The organism is Arthrobacter celericrescens (genome assembly GCF_003614925.1).
Classification (GTDB): Bacteria; Actinomycetota; Actinomycetes; order Actinomycetales; family Micrococcaceae; genus Arthrobacter; species Arthrobacter celericrescens.
Map to the genome: position 1 here is coordinate 156,235 of NZ_QYLP01000101.1, position 17,967 is coordinate 174,201.

General features: G+C 67.8%; 18 protein-coding genes. 9 read left to right on the forward strand and 9 right to left on the reverse strand.

Going from position 1 to position 17,967, the window contains the following annotated elements; translation table 11 throughout:
- Positions 1-2 precede the first annotated feature (2 nt).
- Positions 3-1,211, forward strand: coding sequence for a glutathionylspermidine synthase family protein (locus D3654_RS20245; RefSeq protein WP_120523222.1), 1,209 nt, complete (start codon positions 3-5; stop codon positions 1,209-1,211).
- Positions 1,208-2,731 carry an APC family permease gene (locus D3654_RS20250; protein WP_425359437.1) on the forward strand — a complete coding sequence of 508 codons (1,524 nt, stop codon included), beginning with the start codon at positions 1,208-1,210 and terminating at the stop codon, positions 2,729-2,731. Before D3654_RS20245 ends, D3654_RS20250 begins: the two co-directional genes overlap by 4 nt.
- An 18-nt stretch (positions 2,732-2,749) precedes the next feature.
- Here the strand turns inward: D3654_RS20250 and D3654_RS20255 are convergent, their stop codons facing one another.
- Together D3654_RS20255 and D3654_RS20260 are read right to left on the reverse strand one after the other, a co-directional pair.
- Entirely contained in the window at positions 2,750-4,075 is a 1,326-nt protein-coding gene (locus D3654_RS20255) for an MFS transporter (protein ID WP_120523224.1), read from the reverse strand.
- Positions 4,072-4,635 carry a winged helix-turn-helix transcriptional regulator gene (locus tag D3654_RS20260; protein WP_245413349.1) on the reverse strand — a complete coding sequence of 188 codons (564 nt, stop codon included), beginning with the start codon at positions 4,633-4,635 and terminating at the stop codon, positions 4,072-4,074. The genes D3654_RS20255 and D3654_RS20260 overlap by 4 nt, the downstream gene beginning before the upstream one ends.
- A gap of 192 nt (positions 4,636-4,827) precedes the next feature.
- Between D3654_RS20260 and D3654_RS20265 the strand changes: the two genes are divergently transcribed.
- Positions 4,828-6,966 (forward strand): phosphocholine-specific phospholipase C, encoded by a 2,139-nt coding sequence (locus tag D3654_RS20265; protein WP_245413350.1) that lies wholly within the window; start codon positions 4,828-4,830, stop codon positions 6,964-6,966.
- Positions 6,967-7,062: 96 nt separating this feature from the next.
- Here D3654_RS20265 and D3654_RS20270 read toward each other — a convergent pair whose 3' ends face one another.
- The 4 genes from D3654_RS20270 to D3654_RS20285 all read right to left on the reverse strand — a co-directional run bounded on the left by D3654_RS20270 (position 7,063) and on the right by D3654_RS20285 (position 11,453).
- Entirely contained in the window at positions 7,063-8,391 is a 1,329-nt protein-coding gene (locus D3654_RS20270; protein WP_120523226.1) for a glycosyltransferase 87 family protein, read from the reverse strand.
- Between the two features lie 2 nt (positions 8,392-8,393).
- Positions 8,394-9,557: a cystathionine gamma-synthase gene (locus tag D3654_RS20275; protein ID WP_120523227.1), complete on the reverse strand. Its 1,164-nt coding sequence runs from the start codon at positions 9,555-9,557 to the stop codon at positions 8,394-8,396.
- A 39-nt stretch (positions 9,558-9,596) separates the two neighbouring features.
- A complete protein-coding gene (locus D3654_RS20280) occupies positions 9,597-10,982 on the reverse strand; it encodes a cystathionine beta-synthase (protein ID WP_120523228.1) in 1,386 nt (461 codons plus the stop codon).
- A 78-nt stretch (positions 10,983-11,060) separates the two neighbouring features.
- The gene (locus D3654_RS20285) at positions 11,061-11,453 is read right to left on the reverse strand and encodes a VOC family protein (protein WP_120523229.1); all 393 of its coding nucleotides are present in this window, start codon (positions 11,451-11,453) and stop codon (positions 11,061-11,063) included.
- Positions 11,454-11,581: 128 nt separating this feature from the next.
- On the opposite strand from D3654_RS20285, the gene D3654_RS20290 reads away from it, so the two are divergent.
- Both D3654_RS20290 and D3654_RS20295 read left to right on the forward strand, forming a co-directional pair.
- Complete coding sequence (locus D3654_RS20290; RefSeq protein WP_120523230.1) at positions 11,582-12,571, forward strand: DNA-3-methyladenine glycosylase family protein; 990 nt, start codon at positions 11,582-11,584, stop codon at positions 12,569-12,571.
- Between the two features lie 103 nt (positions 12,572-12,674).
- Positions 12,675-12,953 (forward strand): putative quinol monooxygenase, encoded by a 279-nt coding sequence (locus tag D3654_RS20295; protein ID WP_120523231.1) that lies wholly within the window; start codon positions 12,675-12,677, stop codon positions 12,951-12,953.
- 82 nt (positions 12,954-13,035) lie between these two features.
- Here D3654_RS20295 and trxA read toward each other — a convergent pair whose 3' ends face one another.
- Entirely contained in the window at positions 13,036-13,407 is a 372-nt protein-coding gene (trxA, locus tag D3654_RS20300) for a thioredoxin (protein ID WP_120523232.1), read from the reverse strand.
- Positions 13,408-13,525: 118 nt separating this feature from the next.
- On the opposite strand from trxA, the gene D3654_RS20305 reads away from it, so the two are divergent.
- The 3 genes from D3654_RS20305 to D3654_RS20315 are packed head-to-tail and all read left to right on the forward strand — an operon-like array spanning position 13,526 to position 15,966.
- Positions 13,526-14,182 carry a TetR/AcrR family transcriptional regulator gene (locus D3654_RS20305; RefSeq protein ID WP_120523233.1) on the forward strand — a complete coding sequence of 219 codons (657 nt, stop codon included), beginning with the start codon at positions 13,526-13,528 and terminating at the stop codon, positions 14,180-14,182.
- A 16-nt stretch (positions 14,183-14,198) separates the two neighbouring features.
- Complete coding sequence (locus D3654_RS20310; RefSeq protein ID WP_120523234.1) at positions 14,199-15,173, forward strand: ABC transporter ATP-binding protein; 975 nt, start codon at positions 14,199-14,201, stop codon at positions 15,171-15,173.
- Positions 15,166-15,966 carry an ABC transporter permease subunit gene (locus D3654_RS20315; protein ID WP_120523235.1) on the forward strand — a complete coding sequence of 267 codons (801 nt, stop codon included), beginning with the start codon at positions 15,166-15,168 and terminating at the stop codon, positions 15,964-15,966. The genes D3654_RS20310 and D3654_RS20315 overlap by 8 nt, the downstream gene beginning before the upstream one ends.
- A 36-nt stretch (positions 15,967-16,002) precedes the next feature.
- Here D3654_RS20315 and D3654_RS20320 read toward each other — a convergent pair whose 3' ends face one another.
- Positions 16,003-16,548: an acyl-CoA thioesterase gene (locus tag D3654_RS20320; protein WP_120523236.1), complete on the reverse strand. Its 546-nt coding sequence runs from the start codon at positions 16,546-16,548 to the stop codon at positions 16,003-16,005.
- A gap of 85 nt (positions 16,549-16,633) precedes the next feature.
- Between D3654_RS20320 and D3654_RS20325 the strand changes: the two genes are divergently transcribed.
- The gene (locus D3654_RS20325) at positions 16,634-17,383 is read left to right on the forward strand and encodes a potassium channel family protein (protein WP_120523237.1); all 750 of its coding nucleotides are present in this window, start codon (positions 16,634-16,636) and stop codon (positions 17,381-17,383) included.
- A gap of 42 nt (positions 17,384-17,425) precedes the next feature.
- Here the strand turns inward: D3654_RS20325 and D3654_RS20330 are convergent, their stop codons facing one another.
- A complete protein-coding gene (locus D3654_RS20330) occupies positions 17,426-17,881 on the reverse strand; it encodes a DUF1801 domain-containing protein (RefSeq protein WP_245413351.1) in 456 nt (151 codons plus the stop codon).
- Positions 17,882-17,967 lie beyond the last annotated feature (86 nt).

The following is a 17,967-nucleotide window of genomic DNA, read 5'->3' on the forward strand; positions in this document are numbered from 1 at the left end:
GGATGAAGAGACTGGCAGTGGCACCGCGCCCGGACTGGAAGCAGAAGATCGAGGAACAGGGCCTGGTGTTTTCCACCACCACCATGCCCGACGGCCGGAAGATCGAGTACTGGAACGAATCGGCGTACTACGAATTCACCATGGACGAGGTGGAAACGCTCGAAAAGACCGCCGAGGACATGCACCTCATGTGCCTGGAGGCGGCGAAGTTCCTGGCCACCGGTGCGATGGGCGGGATCGGCATCGGCCAGCAGGCCCTGGAACTCGCGGCCGAATCGCTGCAGGCCGGTGACATGGACATCTACGGCCGCTTCGACTTCATCTACAACGGCGCCGGCGGGCCGGCGAAGATGCTCGAGTACAACGCCGACACCCCCACCGGGCTGATCGAGGCGGCCGTGGCGCAGTGGTTCTGGCTGCAGGACGTCTTCCCGGAGAAGGACCAGTGGAACGGCATCCACGAGGCCCTCATCCGGCAGTGGAAGAAGCTGCAGTACCGCACCGGCATGAGCACCCTGCACGTGGCCCATTCGGAGGCCGAGGAGTCCGGCGAGGACTGGATGACGGCGGCCTACATGCGGGACGTGGCCAGCCAGGGCGGCTGGACCACGATCGGCATCAACATGTCGGACATTGGCTGGGACCCGAACCTGAACCGTTTCGTGGACCTGGACAACTTCATGATCAGCACCATGTTCAAGCTGTACCCGTGGGAGCTGATGATGAAGGAGCCCTTCGGCCACCGCCTGCTGCAGCGCGCCCACAACCCGCGCTGGGTGGAACCGGCCTGGAAGATGCTGCTCTCGAACAAGGCGCTTCTGGCTGCGCTGTGGCACCTGTACCCGGACCACCCGAACCTCCTGCCTGCCTACCTGGGTGACCCCGGGCCGCTCAAGGAGTGGGTGGCAAAGCCCCTGCACGGACGCGAAGGCGACAACATCCGCATCCACGCCCCCGGCATCGAGATCGACCAGCCCGGCAAGTACGGCCGCGAAGGCTGGTGCTTCCAGCAGTACCAGCAGCTGCCGGACTTCGACGGCAACCATCCCGTCCTGGGCCTGTGGGTGGTTGACGGGGAATCGGTGGGCTGCGGCATCCGCGAATCGGACGGCCCCGTCACCGACTACTTCTGCCGCTTTGTGCCCAACACCATCGACGCGCCGGCGCCGACCATCGCGTCCGCCACCTCAGCGAACGGAGCCGCCCTGTGAGCATGGAAACCTCGACGTCGTCAGGCCAGCCGCTGCCCGGCGGCACCGTCCCGGGCAAGGGACTGCGCGCCGGAATCCTGGATCTCGGCGATTCGGTGATGCTTGGCCTGGCGTCGACGGCGCCGGTCTACTCGCTCGCCGCGACCCTGGGACTGATCGTCGCCGTCAACGGGGACTACACTCCCCTGATCCTGGTCCTCGGCTTCATCCCGGTCCTATTCATCGCCTACGCGTTCCGCGAGCTGAACAGCGCCATGCCGGACTGCGGCACCACGTTCGTGTGGGCCCGGAAGACCTTCGGGCCGTGGGCGGGCTGGCTGGGCGGCTGGGGCGTGGCCCTGGCCGGCACGGTGGTCCTGGCGAACCTGGCCCAGGTGGCCGGGCAGTACCTGTGGCTGTTGGTAGGCGACGGGTCCCAGGCCGGAAACACCTGGCTTGTGACCGGCACCGGCGTGGCGTTCATAGCGCTGATGACCTTCGTGAACCACCGCGGCATCCGGCTGGGCGAACATGTCCAGCGCACCCTGACCTACGTGCAGTACATCTCCCTGGGCATCTTCGCCGTGGCGCTCATGGTCGGAATCGCCAACGGCGGGGCCGGCAACGCCACGCCGTTCACCTTCGAATGGTTCAACCCCGCCGGTGCCTTCACGGACCCCGGCGCCGTGGTGCACGGTGCCCTGCTTGCGCTCTTCATCTACTGGGGCTGGGACACCTGCCTGGCCCTGAACGAGGAAACGGAAAACCCCGCGAAGACCCCTGGCCGCGGCGCGGTGATCTCGGCCTTCGTGCTCGTGGCCATCTACGTCTCGGTGGCCCTTTTGGTGATGATGTACGCAGGCTCCGGCGCCGAGGGGATCGGCCTGGGCAACAGCGAGAACGAATCCGACGTGTTCCTGGCCATGAAGGACGTGGCGCTGGGTCCCTGGGGCTGGCTGATCGTCGTCGCGGTCCTCGCCTCGGTGCTGTCCTCCACCCAGACCACCATCCTGCCCACGGCCCGCGGCACCCTCTCGATGGGTGTGCACGGCGCCCTGCCGCCGCGCTTCGGGAAAGTCCACCCGCGCTACCAGACACCCGGCTTCTCCACCCAGCTCATGGGCGCCGCGGCCGCCGCCTATTACATCGCCATGACGTTCCTCAGCGAGAACCTGCTGGCCGATTCCATCAGTTCGATCAGCCTGTTCATCGCCTTCTACTACGCCCTCAGTGGCTTCGCCTGCGTCTGGTACTTCCGCGGCACGTTGCGCGATTCCGCCCGGAACCTGTGGTTCCGCGGGATCCTGCCGCTGCTGGGCGCCGTGATGCTGGCCGCTGCGTTCTTCATCTCGGCCGTGCAGATGTGGGACCCGGAGTACGGCGACACCCGGATCTTCGGAGTGGGCGGCGCCTTCGTCAGCGGGGTGGTGCTGCTGCTCCTGGGCGTGGTGCTGGCCGTCGTGTGCCGCTTCCTGCCTTCCACCCGGGCCTACTTCACCGCGAAGTATCAGGGCACGGCTAAAACAGTCCCGGCGAAGTAGGGCGAGGCGAAGAAGCAGTCAGGCGGCCACCGGCGACGCTTCCTTGTGCACGGCGTCCTTGCGGATCGTGGCGCTGATGACGGCGGCCACGGTGCACATGGCGGCGGCACCGATCCACGCATACGTGTAGTGCCCGGTGGCGTCGCGGACGAAGCCGGCCAGCACCGCGGCAGCAGCCGCGCCCAGCTGGTGGGCGGCGAACACCCAGCCGAACACCACGGAACCGTCCGCGCCGAACACCCGGCGGCAGATCGCGGCGGTGGGCGGCACCGTCGCCACCCAGTCCAGACCGTAGACCACCACGAACACGATCATGCTCGGTTCCACCGTGGAGCCCAGCAGCAGCGGCAGCACCAGCAGCCCGATCCCGCGGAACTGGTAGTACACGGCCAGCAGGATCTTGGGGTTGAAGCGGTCGGTCAGCCAGCCCGAGGCGATGGTGCCCACGATGTCGAAGATCCCGACGACGGCGAGCAGGCCGGCCGCCGTCGTCTCCGGCATGCCGTGGTCGTGCGCGGAGGGGATGAAGTGGGTGCCGATCAGTCCGTTCGTCGTCGCCCCGCAGATCGCGAAACCGGCGGCGAGGCCCCAGAAGGTGCGCACCTTGCTGGCCCGCTTCAGGACCTGCAGCGCGCGGACCGCAGCGTTCGGGGAATCGCCGGGTGCCGCCGTCGTCGCCGGCTGTTCGGCTTCGGCTTCTTCGGCGCCGTAGGGGCGGACGCCGACGTCGGCAGGAGAGTTCCGCAGCCAGCGCAGCACGAGCGGGACGACGGCGAGCGCGCCGGCCGCAATCAGCAGCGAAGCCCCGCGCCAGCCGGGGCTCTGGGCCAGGGCCGCGATGAACGGCAGGAACACCAACTGCCCCGCCGCGCTGCCCGCCGTGAGGATGCCGATCACGAGGCCGCGGCGCTTGGCGAACCAGGTGTTGGCGATGGTGGCGGCGAAGACGAGGGCCATGGATCCGGTGCCGAGACCGATCAGGAGTCCCCAGGTGAGCAGGATCTGCCAGGACTGGTTGACGAAGACGGTCAACGCCGAGCCGAGGCCGATCAGGCACAGGGCAATCGAGGTCACGGTGCGGATGCCGAAGCGTTCCATGAGGGCGGCCGCGAAGGGCGCCGTGAGCCCGAACAGCACCAGGTTGATGCTGACCGCCAGCGACAGCACCGTGGTGGACCAGCCAAACTCGGCCTGCAGCGGGACCATGAGCACGCCGGGAGCGGCCCGGAATCCTGCAGCTCCCACGAGGGCGAGGAACGCGACGGCGGCCACGAACCACGCGGGGTGCAGGCGGCGGCGCTTGCGCGTTTGGCTGGTTGCCTCGGTGACGTCGGGAGCAGTCATGCGGGGATCTCCGTTTCGTTGGTCGAGCTGTTGTCGGGTGCGGGTTCGGCGGGCGTTGCTGCAGGGGCTGCCTCCACGGGGGCGACGGCGAGCGGCGTCGGCGTGCCGCGCTTGAGGCTGTGCCAGCTGGTGTTGGCGGCCGTCAGCGGGACCCCGCAATGGCTACAGGTGTCGGCGGAAGACGTCGGCCGCCCGCAGACCGTATGGATGACCCGCATGTGGGAGACCTGGTCCGGCGCGTCCAGGTGCTTCTCGGCCCAGATGATGATCGCGTTGAGCACGGGCAGGGAATCCTCGCCCTTGGGCGTGAGGACGTACTCCTGCCGGGTGCGGCTGCCGTCCTGGTAGGGCCGCTGGGCCAGCAGCCCGGCCTCCAGCAACCAGCCGAGGCGCTTGCTGAGGACGGTGTCCGCGCAGCCGAGCCGTTGCTTGATGGCATCGAAGCGGCCGTTGCCGAAGAAGATCTCCCGGAGGACCAGGCTCCCCCACGGATCGCCGAGCACATCCAGGCCGCGGGCAAGGCTGCACGTGCGCGCTGACCAGTCGGAACGAAGAGGCATGGCCCGATCGTAACTGGCTTTCTTCAAGAAAGCCAGCACGCCCGGAGGGCGCGCGACCCTCCAGTGACCGCAGGGTGGCCGGCCGATGTACGCGAAATACACCAAGGATTCACCCGGAGCGTCTACCTTGGTGGGGCCGGACCCTATCGACGAAAGGCAATCCCGACTATGGCAACGCATGACCCTGAAATGATGAAACGTTCAACCTCCGAAGCGGACACCTCTGCTGACACCGCCGCCAAGGGCTTCTCCCGCCGCGGCTTCCTCGGCGCCACGGCAGCAGCGACGGCGCTCGCCGCCGCCGGCTCGCTGCTGCCGCCTTCCGTGCAGGCCGCCATGGCCAAGCCGGTGCCGCCGGGGAACCTGCAATCCATCAAGCACGTCATCATCCTGATGCAGGAGAACCGCTCCTTCGACCACTACTTCGGCTCCCTTCGCGGCGTCCGCGGCTACGGCGACAAGTCCATCACCCGGCTGCCCAACGGCAAATCCATGTTTGAACAGCCGCGCGCCACCGGCGAAACCGTGCTGCCGTTCTCGCTCCGCAAAGCCGCGGAGCTCGCCGGCCGGCCGGACTCGGACATCCAATACCTCGGCGACCTGGACCATTCCTTCAACGGCACCACCGCGGCCTGGAACAACGGCTGGTGCGACAAGTGGATTCCCGCCAAGAGCGCCTCCACCATGACCTTCTACGAGCGCTCCGATATTCCGCTGCAGTACGAACTCGCGGACACCTTCACCATCTGCGACGCCTACCACTGCTCGGTCAACGGCTCCACCAACCCGAACCGCAACTACCTGTGGAGCGGCACCACCGGCACCGAGAAGGCCACCGGCAAGCGGGCCGTCACCAACGCCGCCTACAACTACGACCACGCCGGCTACGACTGGACCACCTACCCGGAACGCCTGGAGCAGGCCGGCGTGTCCTGGCAGATCTACCAGGACTGGGACAACTTCACGGACAACGCGGTGGAGTACTTCGATACCTTCAAGGAGATCGGCCACAAGATGCTGGCCGCCGTCGACGGTGACCTGCGCACCACCGAGGAATTCTACGACTCCCTCCACAGCAAAGCCCCGGCGGAGCAGGACCGGCTCCTTGCCCAGCTGGAGGCCGGCCGCGACTTGCTCACGGACGCCGAGAAGCTCCTCTTCGACAAGGCGATGTTCCGTGGCCGCCCGGACACCCTGCTGACACGCCTGGCCGCCGACATCGATGGCGGCACCCTGCCGAAGGTCAGCTGGCTGGTCCCCTCCGCGGCGGACTCCGAGCACCCCGGCGCCTCTACCCCGGTGGGCAGCGCCAACTTCGTCTACCGCCTCCTGGACATCGTGGCCAGCAACCAGGCCACCTGGGACAGCACCGCGATCTTCCTCAACTTCGACGAGAACGACGGCTACTTCGACCACGTGCCGCCGCCCGTGCAGCCCCGCCCGGCCTCCGGCGAATCCACCGACTGGACCACGGCCAGGCCCATCGGCCTCGGCCCGCGCGTGCCCATGACCGTCGTGTCGCCGTGGACCATCGGCGGCTTCGTCAGCTCCGAGGTCTTCGACCACACCTCCGTGCTCCGCTTCCTGGAAGCCTGGACCGGCGTGCAGGAGCCGAACATCTCAGCGTGGCGCCGCGAAGTCTGCGGCGACCTCACCGGCGTCTTCAACTTCGCCACCGCCGGCACCCCGCCGGTGCTGGACCACCCGGGCCCCGTGCCGGCGAAGATCAGCCGCTGGCGCCCGGTCCCGCCGGCCGTGCAGGTGGCGCCGATCCAGGAAGACGGCACCCGCCCGGCACGTCCGCTGCCGTACCGGCCCGCGGCCTCCGCTTCCGTGACCGCCGACAGCGTCGCCCTGTCCCTGCGCAACGGCGGCACCAGCTCAGCGCATTTCGCAGTGTACGGCTACGCGGGCGAGCTCGCCGAACCGCTGCACGCGGACGTGAAGGGCGCCAAGGCGCTGACGCTCGCGGCGCCGTCGGCCAGCTTCGACCTGATCGTCACCGGACCCAACCGCTACCAGTACGAACTAAAGGGCTCGACGGCGGGTGCCGCGGCCGGCGTCGACGTTTCGGTTGTCTCGCGCGAGGGCAGCGAGGTGGTGCTGGAGCTGCGCAACAGCGGATCCGCTGCGGTGACCCTGCGGCTCGCGTCCCTGCAGTACAAGGAGCTCAGCGCCACGGTGAAACTCAAGCCCGGCGGCTCCAAGGTCCTGGGGTGGGAAACCCTCAAGGGCTGGTACGACATCGAGGTCACCGCGGACGGGGACGCTACCTTCCGGCGTCGGCTCACCGGTTGCGAGGAAAACGGCAAACCGGGCATCTCCGGCTGAGCCTTCCTGACCCTGTTTGATCCGGTCTGGCACAGCACGGCCGCGGCATCCCGGTGGTTTCCGGGGTGCCGCGGCCGTCCCGCATCGCAAAGAAGGTCAGGAAGGGCGGCCGACGTCGGCGGGCCGGGCGCCGATTCCGGCCCGGGCCGGGCGGTAGGCGAGGGCCCAGTACACGAGCAGGGCGATGCCGCACAGCACGCCGAGGCTGGACACTGCCAGCTGGAACTGCGTCTCCACGCCCTTGCCCCACTCCCTGGCACCGGCCAGCACCGCGAGGTTTTTCGGGGTGAGATAGAAGGCGAGGGTGGAGCAGGCCACGATCACCCAGCCGGCCAGGCGCATCCTTCCTTGCTGCGACGGCACGCGGTGCATCGCGAACGCCATGCCGGGCAGGGCAACGGCCACCCAAACCCAGTGGTGGGACCACGAGACCGGGCTGATCAGCAGCATCAGCACGGCGGTGGCGGAGACGGCGATGAAGTTCTCGTCGACGTCGACGGCCCATTTGACCACCAGGGCGGCGAGGACCACCAGCGCGAGCGAAAGCCCCGCCCAGGCAAGGCTGGTCAACGTGGAATCCGGCAGGCCGAAGTGCAGCAGCATGCCTTTGACTGAAAGGTTGTCCACGAATTCCGGCTGCCCGATCCTTCCGGTGTCCGGGAGGATTTTCGTCCAGAAGGCCAGGGACGCCTGCGGCAGGATCGCCCAGGCGGCGGCGATGGATCCGAAGAATCCCGCGGCCATCCAGGCCAGGGCCTTGAAGTCCCGCCGCACCAGGAAGTACAGGCCGAACACCAAGGGGGTGAGCTTCACCCCGGCAGCCAGGCCTATGAGCAGGCCGGCCGGCCAGCGGACCTCCCCCGCCCGCGCCTTCCCGTAGAGAGCGAAGTCGGCCAGGATGACCCCCATCAGGATGATGTTGATCTGGCCGAACACGAAGGTGTCGCGCCAGGGCCCGAGGAGCAGGATGGCGCCGGTTCCCAGCGCGGCGGTGGTCCTGAAACGGTAGTTGGCGAACGCCGCACGCCAGGTCTTCATGCCGAAGTAGTGGCGGGACAGCCAGCCGGCAACGACGGCGGCGCCCAGGAGCGCCGAGAGGATGAAGACCATGCTGCCGGCCCCGAAGCCCGCCGTCGCCAGCCCGGCAAACAGCAGGGCGGCAAACGGCGGGTAGGTGAACGGCAGGCCGTCGCGGGGAGCGTAGAGGCTGTCGCCGCTCTCCAGGACACGGTTGCCGCCGTAGAAGTACACCTCGAAGTCGTTCAGGAACGGCTCGTAGTCCTTGTAGAGGAACCAGACGGCGGCCGCGAGGATCACCCCGGCGACGGCGGTCAGGACCCATCCGCGGCCCGCTTGCTCAGCCCGCGCGGGTGCGGATTCGGGCGCGGTACCGGGAGACGGCGTGCCAGTCGGAGCGGACCCCATCCCTAGCCGTTGATCGCGGCGAACGCCTGCTCGAGGTCCGCGATCAGGTCCTCCACGTCCTCGATGCCGCAGGACAGGCGGAGCAGGTTGACCGGCACGGCAAGTTCGGTGCCCTTCACGGAGGCGTGGGTCATCTCCGAGGGGTAGTTCATGAGGGACTCGATGCCGCCCAGGGACTCGGCCAGCGTAAACACGCGCGTGGACTCGGCCACCTTGCGGGCCGCAGCCTCGCCGCCCTTGAACTGTACGGAAACCATGCCGCCGAACTTCTTCATCTGCTTCTTGGCGAGCTCGTGCCCCGGGTGGCCGGGCAGGCCCGGGTACAGCACGGCCTCCACCTCCGGGCGCTGCAGCAGCCATTCGGCCACGGCCTGGGCGTTCTCGCTGTGCCGGTCCATCCGCACGCCGAGGGTCTTCAGGCCGCGGGTGGTCAGGAACGCGTCCATCGGTCCGGACACCGCGCCGACGGCGAACTGCACGAAGCCGATCTTTTCGGCCAGTTCCGCATCATTGACGACGACGGCGCCTCCCACCACGTCCGAGTGCCCGCCGATGTACTTCGTGGTGGAGTGGACCACGACGTCGGCACCCAAGGCGAGCGGGTTCTGCAGGTACGGGGACGCGAAGGTGTTGTCGACGACGAGGAGGGCACCGGCGTCGTGCGCGAGGGCGGCGAGCGCCTCGATGTCGGTGATCCGCATCATCGGGTTGGAGGGGGTCTCCACCCACACGATCCGGGTCTGGTGCGCGGCAACCGCGTCACGCACGCCGTCGAGGTCGGACATGTCCACCGGGGTGTTGCCGATGCCCCACTCGCCCAGCACCCGGTTGATGAGCCGGTAGCTTCCGCCGTAGGCGTCGTTGCCGAGCACAATGTGGTCACCCGGGCGGGCGATCGCCCGGATCAGCGAGTCCTCGGCAGCGAGGCCGGAGCCGAAGCTGAAGGCGTGGCTGCCGCCCTCGAGCGCGGCGAGCTGTTCCTGCAGGGCGTCGCGGGTGGGGTTGCCCCCGCGGCCGTACTCGTAGCCGTCGCGCAGCCCGCCGATGCCGTCCTGGGCGTAGGTGGAGCTGAAGTGCAGCGGCGGCACCACGGCGCCGGTGCGGGGCTCGAAGTCCTGGCCGGCGTGGACGGCACGGGTGTTGAAACCTGCTTCATGGGCAGTCATGGGTACTCCTCCTGGTTCGGGGAAAGCAGCGTGGGGAAATCAGTGGCTCAGGTAGGCGAGCAGGTCGTGGCGGGTCAGGATGCCCACGGGGGCGCCGACGAAGGTCACCATCACGGTGTCCACGTCGGAGAGCAGTTCGCGGGCCGCGGAGATGGTCTCCAGCGAACCGATCACGGGCAGCCGCTCCCCCATGTGCTCGGAGATCTTGTCCGTCAGCTTCGCTTCGCCGCGGAACAGCTTGGAGGTCAGCGAGCGCTCGTCCACGGCGCCCACGACCTCGCCCATGACCACGGGCGGTTCGGCCGACAGCACCGGGATATGGGAGACGCCGTACTCGTTCATGATGTTGATGACGTCGCGCACGGACTCATTGGGGTGGATGTGGACCAGGTCCGGCAGTTCGCCGGTCTTGGACTTCAGGACCTCACCTACGGAGACTTCCTCGCCGCCGGAGAGGAAGCCGTAGGAGCGCATCCACTGGTCGTTGAAGATCTTGGCCAGGTACCCGCGGCCGGAGTCCGGCAGGATCACGACGACGACGGCGTCCTCGGGCAGGTCCTTGGCCACCTTGAGCGCGGCCACCACGGCCATGCCGGAGGAACCGCCGACCAGCAGACCTTCCTCGCGGGCCAGGCGGCGGGTCATGGCGAAGGAGTCGCCGTCGCTGACGGCGATGACGTCGTCCGGGACGGTCTTGTCGTAGTTCTCGGGCCACATGTCCTCGCCCACGCCTTCGACGAAGTAAGGCCGGCCGGTTCCGCCCGAGTACACCGAGCCTTCGGGGTCGGCGCCGATCACCTTGACCCGGCCGCCGTCGGACTCGGGACGGTCAGCGGAGATTTCCTTGAGGAAGCGTCCGGTGCCGGTGATGGTGCCGCCGGTGCCGGCGCCGATCACCACGTGGGTGACCAAACCGTCCGTGTCCCGCCAGATTTCCGGACCCGTGGTCTCATAGTGGCTGCCCGGCGCGGCCGGGTTGGAGAACTGGTCGGGCTTGTAGGCGCCGGGGATCTCCGTAACCAGGCGGTCCGAGACGCCGTAGTAGCTTTGCGGGCTGTCCGGGGCCACGGAGGTGGGGGTCACCACCACTTCGGCGCCGTAGGCCTGCAGCACGGCGCGCTTGTCCTCGCCCACCTTGTCCGGGACCACGAAGATGCACTTGTAGCCCTTCTGCTGCGCCACCAGGGCCAGGCCGACGCCGGTGTTGCCGGAGGTGGGCTCCACGATGGTGCCGCCGGGCTTGAGCTTGCCGGTGCGCTCGGCTTCTTCGATCATCTTCACCGCGATCCGGTCCTTGATCGACCCGCCGGGGTTGATGTACTCGAGCTTCACCAGGACGGTGGCCTTGATGCCCTCGGTGACGTGGTTGAGCTTGATGAGCGGCGTATTGCCAATGAGGTCCAAAACGGACTCGGCGTACTTCATGGATACAAAGTTACCGCTTCGGCAAGGAAGCCCGGGCGTGGACCTGCCCGGGCTTCCTTGTGGTTGTCTGCAGCGGCGTCACTGGCCCGCGGAATTGTCCGTCTGCCAGAGGCCGAGGACGTTGCCTTCGGTGTCCTTGAAGTAGGCGTACCAGCCCATGCCCGGGACGGCGTCCTTGCCCTTGTGGACCGATCCGCCCGCGGATTCGACCTGTGCCAGGGCGGCGTCGATGTCTTCGACGTCCACGGTGAGGACCGGGGTCTGCAGTTCGGCCGAGCGGGTGAACAGCGCCCCGTTGATGACGCCCGGCGAGTTGGGCACCCCCGTTTGTTCGTCGGAGGGCGTGGTCAGGGCGATCGTGTAGTCAAGCTCCGGCATGTAGTTGAGCGTCCAGCCGAACGCCCCCTGGTAGAAGTTGTTGGCCCGCTCGGAGTCTTCTGCGGGAATTTCGAAATGTACTATTCCACCCATTGCGTTCTCTCCTGGATACGTTTCGGGAAGGCGCGGCACCGCGCCACACCGGGAGTCTAGCGGCGCGTTTCGTGCGGCGTAAGGGTTCCCGGAAACATACCGTCGGCACCCCGTGGGACGATGGAACCATGACGATCGCCAGCGCTCCTGCCGCCACCGCGGCCGCGGCGGACGCCTCCGTGCGCTGGCATCCCGGCGGCCCGTTCAACCTCCTGCAGAGCCTGGGAATCCTCATGCGCGGCAACGGCGATCCGTCGTTCGCCAACCGCCCGGACGGGCTCTGGATGGCGTTCACGACGCCGGACGGGCCCGCCACCCTGCGGCTCACCGCCGTCTCCGGCCCGGACTGTTTCGTCGATGCCCAGGCCTGGGGTCCCGGCGCGGAATCCGCGATCGCCGGGGTGCCGCGACTGCTGGGACAGGACGACGACTGGTCCGGTTTCGACGAGCCAGCCTTCCAAGCGGGACTCCCCCGCCTTGTCATTGAGGCCCGACGCCGGAACCCCGGCCTGCGCCTACCCGCCACCGGGCGGGTGGTCGACTCCCTCGTGCCCACCATCCTGGAGCAGAAGGTCACCACCATCGAGGCCCGACGCGGCTACCGATACCTCATGTACCGCTACGGAAGCCCGGCTCCGGGTGCGGGCCGCCCCTTTGGTTCCTCACCGCCGTCGGGCCTACTGGTCGCCCCCACCGCGGCGCAGTGGCTGGGCATCCCGTCCTGGGAATGGCACAAGGCGGGCGTCGGCCCGCAGCGCTCGGCGACGGTCATGCGGGCGCTACGCTCGGCGTCGGGGCTGGAACGCCTGGCGTTGTTGGACGCGGCGGAGGCCGGCGCGAAACTGCAGTCCATCCCGGGCATCGGGATCTGGACGGCGGCCGAGGTGCTGCAGCGCACCCACGGCTGCCCGGACTCGATCGCCGTGGGCGACTACCATCTGGCGTCCTATGTGGGCTACGCGCTCACGGGAAAGAAAACCGACGACGCCGGCATGCTCGCCCTCATGGAGCCGTGGCGCGGGCACCGGCAAAGGGTGGTCCGGATGCTGGGGCTCAGCGGATTCCGGAAGCCGGCGTTCGGCCCGCGGATGACCATCCAGGACCACCGCGGTCACTGACCTTTCCACACCAACGCGGGGTCGCTTACGTCCCATGTTCGCGCCTCAAAGTCAACTGGTCGTAAGTGACCCCGCGTTGGTGACCGCCGGTAGAGTGAAGGCCATGACTTCCCCTATTGACCTGCAGGCAACCTTCATCCCCAACGACGGCGAATTCTTCCGCGTGAAGCTCGCGCTGGACATCGCGATCGACGAGGTCGTCAACGAACCGGGCTGCATCCGCTACGAGCTGACGGAAGCCACCGAGGAGAAACTCGTCCTCACCGAACAGTGGGCGTCCGAGGAAGACCTGGACAAGCACTCCAAGGGCATCGCAGTGCAGGACCTCAACGAGTCCCTCAGCGCCCTCCTGGCCGAGCCAGTCAAGATCGAGCGACTCTAGGACCCCTTAACGCAATCGACTGCTCCGTTGTGGTCGTTTAGGGCCCTCTAAACGACCACAACGGAGCAGTCGATTGGTTTAACTAGGAGTTTTCGGCGCGCATCTTCGCTACGTGCGCGTGGACCTCTTCCATGTCCAGGCCCTTGACGGCCTCGATGACCTGTTCAAGCTGCGGCCCGTTCAGGGCGCCGGGCTGGGAGAACACCAGCACCTTTTCGCGGAATGCCATGAGCGTGGGGATCGAGGAGATTCCGGCCTCGGCGGCAAGCTGCTGCTCGGCTTCGGTGTCCACCTTGGCGAAGAAGACATCCTCGTGCTTCTCCGAGGCGGCCTTGAACGTGGGCGCAAACTGGCGGCAGGGGCCGCACCACTCCGCCCAGAAATCGACCAGGACAATATCGTTGCCCTCGATGGTTGCTGCGAACTGTTCACCGGTGATGTCAACTGTAGCCATGCTTCCACCGTACGCGAGACGGTCGCCCGCGTCGCCCCTGTTCGCTCCCCGGCGAAGCGGGAATAAGCCCGACGGCGGCCTCTTGCCGTTCATTGAACGCCTGTTTAGCATATTAAACATGCGTTCAGCTGCTGAGGATCTCAGCACCCGCGCCCGCATCCGGGACGCGGCCATCGGCCTGTTCGGCAGGGACGGGTTCGCGCGCACCACCATCCGTGGGGTCGCCGCCGAATCAGGCGTAAGCCCCGGCCTGGTGATCCACCATTTCGGCAGCAAGGACGGGCTCCGCGAAGCCTGCGACCGGCATGTCATCGCCGAGACCGGCGAACAAGGGCTGCGCAAGGCGCACCCCGAATCCGCCGGCCGGCAGATCCAGGACTATCTTGCGGATCCCGGCCAGTACGCCACCGAAATCGCCTACATCCGGCAATCCCTCGGCGACGAGTCGGAAGCCGGCCACGCTTTCTTCGCCGCGATCGTGCAACAGACCAAGGCGATCATCGAGACGGGGATCGACGCCGGCACCATCCGCGCCTTCGACGACGTGGACGCCACCGCCGTGGTAGTGGCCAGCAACAGCCTCGCCATGCTGGTCCTTGGCAAGCACGCCGCCCGCGTCCTCGGCACCAGCGAACTCGGCCCGGACATGCTGCGTTCGCTCACCATTCCGGCCCTGGACCTGTACACCCACGGCTTCTACACGGACACAAGCTTCCTCGATGCTGCCCGCACGGCCCTGCACGCGTCCGCGGGCGGCACCGGAACCTCTGGTTGAAGGAAAGGGGAAAACCATGGAATCGGCAATCACGGTCGAGGGCCTGCGGAAGAGCTTCGGGTCCCGCGAGGTGCTGCACGGGATCGACTTCCAGGTACAGGCCGGGACGGTGTTCGGCGTCATCGGCCCGAACGGGGCCGGCAAGACCACCACCATGCGCTGCCTGCTGGACATCATCCGGCCCAGCGCGGGAACGCTGCGGGTACTAGGCCAGGACCCCCGCCACGGCGGACCGGGCCTGCGCCGGCGCATCGGCTACCTGCCCGGCGAGCTCAGCCTCGAGGCCCGGGTCACCGGACGCCGACTCCTGGACCACTACGAAGCGGTCAGCGGGCCGGTGAAGCGCGGCCGGATCGACGAACTCGCCGAACGCCTCAACCTGGACCTCGACCGGCACACGCGCAAGCTGTCCAAGGGCAACAAGCAGAAGCTAGGCCTCCTTCAGGCGTTCATGCACGATCCCGAACTCCTGGTCCTGGACGAACCCACCAGCGGCCTCGATCCGCTGGTCCAACAGGAGTTCCTGGCCATGGTGCGGGAGGCAAAGGACCGCGGCCAAACGGTGTTCCTCAGCTCCCACGTGCTCAGCGAAGTGCAACAGGCCGCGGACGAGGTGGCCATCCTGCGGGACGGCCGGATCGTCACCATCGCCACGGTCGACGCCCTGCGCGAAAGTGCCGTGCGGCACCTGCGGTTCGCGGCGAGCGGCATCACAGCGGACGACGCCGGTGCGCGGCTGGGACGGGTGCCCGGCGTCGGCGGTGTTGAGGTGCTCACGGCGGGCGACGGCGTCGAACTGACGGCGGTGCTGGAAGGCAGCATCGGACCGCTGGTGCAGGCGCTCGCCGGGTTGCAGCTGACCGACCTCGTCCTAGAGGAACCGGACCTGGAGGAATCGGTGCTCAGGCTGTACGGCAACAACGGCAACGGCCGGCGGGGCAACGGGTCCCGCCGGCGCGAGCCGCAGGAGGAAGGAAGCAGCCATGCGTAGTCCCATGCCGCTGTTCAGGCGGGCGTTCGTCGACTCCTGGCGATCCACCCTGGGCTGGGCGGCCGGGCTCAGTGCCGCGATCATGCTCTACCTGCCCATCTACCCGTCCATCGGCGGAAGTGCCGAGATGCAGCAGATGATCAACGCCCTGCCGCCGGAGATGACCAAGGCCCTGAACTACGACCAGATCGCCTCCGGGTCCGGCTACACCCAGGCCACGGTATTCGGGCTGATCGGATTCCTGCTCATGACCATCGCCACCGTGTCCTGGGGCGCAGCCGCGGTGGGCGGCGACGAGGAGTCCGGCCAGCTCGAGCTCACCCTCGCCCACGGCGTCACCCGCGTCCAGCTGGTGTTGGAGCGGGCGCTGGCGATGGTGCTGCGCGTGGTGCTGCTGGCCGTCCTGGTCTTCGTCCTGATTCTCGCCCTGAATGATTCGGCGCAGCTGCAGATCGAGTCCACGCACCTGTTCGGCGCCGCCGTCGAGTTCGCCGGCCTCGCCTTGCTGAGCGGGACGGCGGCCCTGTTCGTCGGTGCGTTGAGCGGACGCAAGTCCTATGGGCTGGCGGCCGGTGCCGCCGTCGGGGTCCTGGGGTACGTCTTCAACGCGGTGGGACGGCAGAGCCCCGACCTGGACTGGCTCCTCGACCTCTCGCCCTACCACTGGGCCTATGGGAACTCCCCGGTGGCGAACGGTGCCGACTGGGCCGCGGCCGGCTGGCTGTGGGGCATCTCCGCCGCGCTGGTGCTGCTCAGCTCGCTCGCGCTGCAGCGGCGGGACGTCGGCAGCTGAAAGCAGTTCCCGACGTCGGGAGTTCGTTTTGGGAGGTTAGTTCCAGACGTGCGGGGCGGGCTTGCGGGCGCCTGGGAGGGCGTTATTCTCCCGCCACTCGTGGATCCACTCCGGCAGGTCCAGCGACGCCGGCGGTGCGCCGAACTCGGCCAGGATGTCCTCCTGGCTGACGGGTGTGCCCTTGCAGACCAGCCGGGTGGCGATGTGTGCGCGGGCGTAGATTTCGCCGCCGGCCACCATCCGCTGCTCGAAATAGATTGCCTTGGAATCGAGGCCGATGATCCGGGTCTCGATGGTGTAGCGCTGCCACAGCTGGAGGGACTTGCGGAAGGCGATGGTCTCGCCTGAAACCACGGGGGTCCAGCCGCGGCTCCGCATCCTGTCCCAAATGCCCGCGCGCACCATGAGGTCGAAGCGGCCCAGGTCCATCAGCGAGAAGTACATGCCGTTGTTGACGTGCAGCGCGATGTCGATGTCGGTGGGCAGGACCCGCAGGCGGAGGGAGGCGTCGTCCCACACGCTCAGGCGGCTCCGCCGCCGGGACGTGAACAGCAGCAGGAGGGTTCGCAGAAGCAGGTGCATGCCACAATGCTACTCGTCGGTAACATTGGCGGGCCAGTCCGTATCGCGGGAACCCTGGCTACCGGAGTGGTCCTAGGATTCCGGTATGACGCAAGCACGCTACCGGGAACTGGCCGAGTGGCCGCTGATGGCCACCGCCGTGGTTTTCCTGACGGCCTACGCCTGGCAGGTGGTCGGCCGCCTGGCGGGAGACGCGGCCGCGCCGTTCGAGGCGGTCATGTGGACCACCTGGGCGGTTTTCGTGGTGGACTACTTCATCAACCTCTGGCTCGCGCCCGAGCGCTGGCGCTGGTTCATCTGGAATCTCCACGAACTGCTGATCGTGGCCCTGCCCTTCTTCCGGCCGCTGCGCCTGCTCCGGCTCGTGACCGTGCTGTCCGTGCTGCACCGGACCGTGGGTGACACGCTGCGGGGACGGGTGGCCACCTATGTGGCAGGTTCGGCGGCGCTGCTGGTCCTGGTCGGTGCGCTGGCGGTGCTGGACGTGGAACAGCATGCCCCGGACGCGAAGATCGTCAGCCTGGGCGACGCCGCCTGGTGGGCCATCACCACCATCACCACGGTGGGCTACGGCGACCTGTATCCGGTGACTCCCCTGGGCCGGTTGGTCGCCGCTGCCCTGATGATGAGCGGCATCGCCGTGATCGGTGTGGTCACCGCGTCGACCGCCTCGTGGCTGGTGCAGCGCGTCGAAGAGAACACCGAGGCCGCGGTGACGGCCTCCGAGGAGCCCATGCGCAGCGAATTGGCGGAACTGCTGGACGAGGTCTCCGCGCTGCGGCGCGAGATCGCGGAACTGCGGGGCCTGCGGGAGGGCCTGAAGCCGGAGAACTAGGAGCCGGGGAACTGAACCTGCCCCGAAGGCTAGCCCCTTGGTTCAGCGCTTCCTGCCGCCAACCCCGGGCACGGACGTGACCTGCTTCATCCAGTCCGCGATCTGTTGTTCGTCGATGTCGTCCAGGGATTCGAGCTCAACGCCTCGCGTTGCCTTTCCCATCCCTACCGGCGTCACCGGAGGTACCGGGTCAAGAGCGACGCCGTTGATGAACATGAGCTTGACGTGGCCGGCGAAGCCGCCGCAGCTGAAGCACCACCCGTCGCCGACGCCGTAGTACGCCATGCCCCACTTCACCGAGCGCTGGAGTCCGGGCAGCGTCCTGGCCGCGAGGGCATCAATGGCTTCGGCGATGCCGCGCTGCGGCTGCGGAAGGCCGGCGATGTAGGCGAAGACCGGCGTGTCACCGACGGCCGCCTTCGCGGGGCTTGCACGGCCGGTCATGGCCTCCGGCAGCTCAAAGGCGGCGTCCGCCCCGCCGGTGTCCTTGCTGGTCATGGAGAGCATTATTCACGCACTGGCCTGTGAGGAACCAGCCAAGAATGCAAGAAACCCCGCCTGCCCTGCGTATCGCAGGGCAGGCG

Bases quoted from the DNA above. Each gene is read 5' to 3' on its own strand.
- D3654_RS20280 (WP_120523228.1), bottom strand. From the start codon at position 10,982: ATGAAGTACGCCGAGTCCGTTTTGGACCTCATTGGCAATACGCCGCTC.
- D3654_RS20295 (WP_120523231.1), top strand. From the start codon at position 12,675: ATGACTTCCCCTATTGACCTGCAGGCAACCTTCATCCCCAACGACGGC.
- D3654_RS20315 (WP_120523235.1), top strand. From the start codon at position 15,166: ATGCGTAGTCCCATGCCGCTGTTCAGGCGGGCGTTCGTCGACTCCTGG.
- D3654_RS20245 (WP_120523222.1), top strand. From the start codon at position 3: ATGAAGAGACTGGCAGTGGCACCGCGCCCGGACTGGAAGCAGAAGATC.
- D3654_RS20320 (WP_120523236.1), bottom strand. From the start codon at position 16,548: ATGCACCTGCTTCTGCGAACCCTCCTGCTGCTGTTCACGTCCCGGCGG.
- D3654_RS20290 (WP_120523230.1), top strand. From the start codon at position 11,582: ATGACGATCGCCAGCGCTCCTGCCGCCACCGCGGCCGCGGCGGACGCC.
- D3654_RS20325 (WP_120523237.1), top strand. From the start codon at position 16,634: ATGACGCAAGCACGCTACCGGGAACTGGCCGAGTGGCCGCTGATGGCC.
- D3654_RS20255 (WP_120523224.1), bottom strand. From the start codon at position 4,075: ATGACTGCTCCCGACGTCACCGAGGCAACCAGCCAAACGCGCAAGCGC.
- D3654_RS20330 (WP_245413351.1), bottom strand. From the start codon at position 17,881: ATGACCAGCAAGGACACCGGCGGGGCGGACGCCGCCTTTGAGCTGCCG.
- D3654_RS20310 (WP_120523234.1), top strand. From the start codon at position 14,199: ATGGAATCGGCAATCACGGTCGAGGGCCTGCGGAAGAGCTTCGGGTCC.
- D3654_RS20265 (WP_245413350.1), top strand. From the start codon at position 4,828: ATGAAACGTTCAACCTCCGAAGCGGACACCTCTGCTGACACCGCCGCC.
- D3654_RS20285 (WP_120523229.1), bottom strand. From the start codon at position 11,453: ATGGGTGGAATAGTACATTTCGAAATTCCCGCAGAAGACTCCGAGCGG.
- D3654_RS20260 (WP_245413349.1), bottom strand. From the start codon at position 4,635: ATGCCTCTTCGTTCCGACTGGTCAGCGCGCACGTGCAGCCTTGCCCGC.
- D3654_RS20305 (WP_120523233.1), top strand. From the start codon at position 13,526: ATGCGTTCAGCTGCTGAGGATCTCAGCACCCGCGCCCGCATCCGGGAC.
- trxA (WP_120523232.1), bottom strand. From the start codon at position 13,407: ATGGCTACAGTTGACATCACCGGTGAACAGTTCGCAGCAACCATCGAG.
- D3654_RS20270 (WP_120523226.1), bottom strand. From the start codon at position 8,391: ATGGGGTCCGCTCCGACTGGCACGCCGTCTCCCGGTACCGCGCCCGAA.
- D3654_RS20275 (WP_120523227.1), bottom strand. From the start codon at position 9,557: ATGACTGCCCATGAAGCAGGTTTCAACACCCGTGCCGTCCACGCCGGC.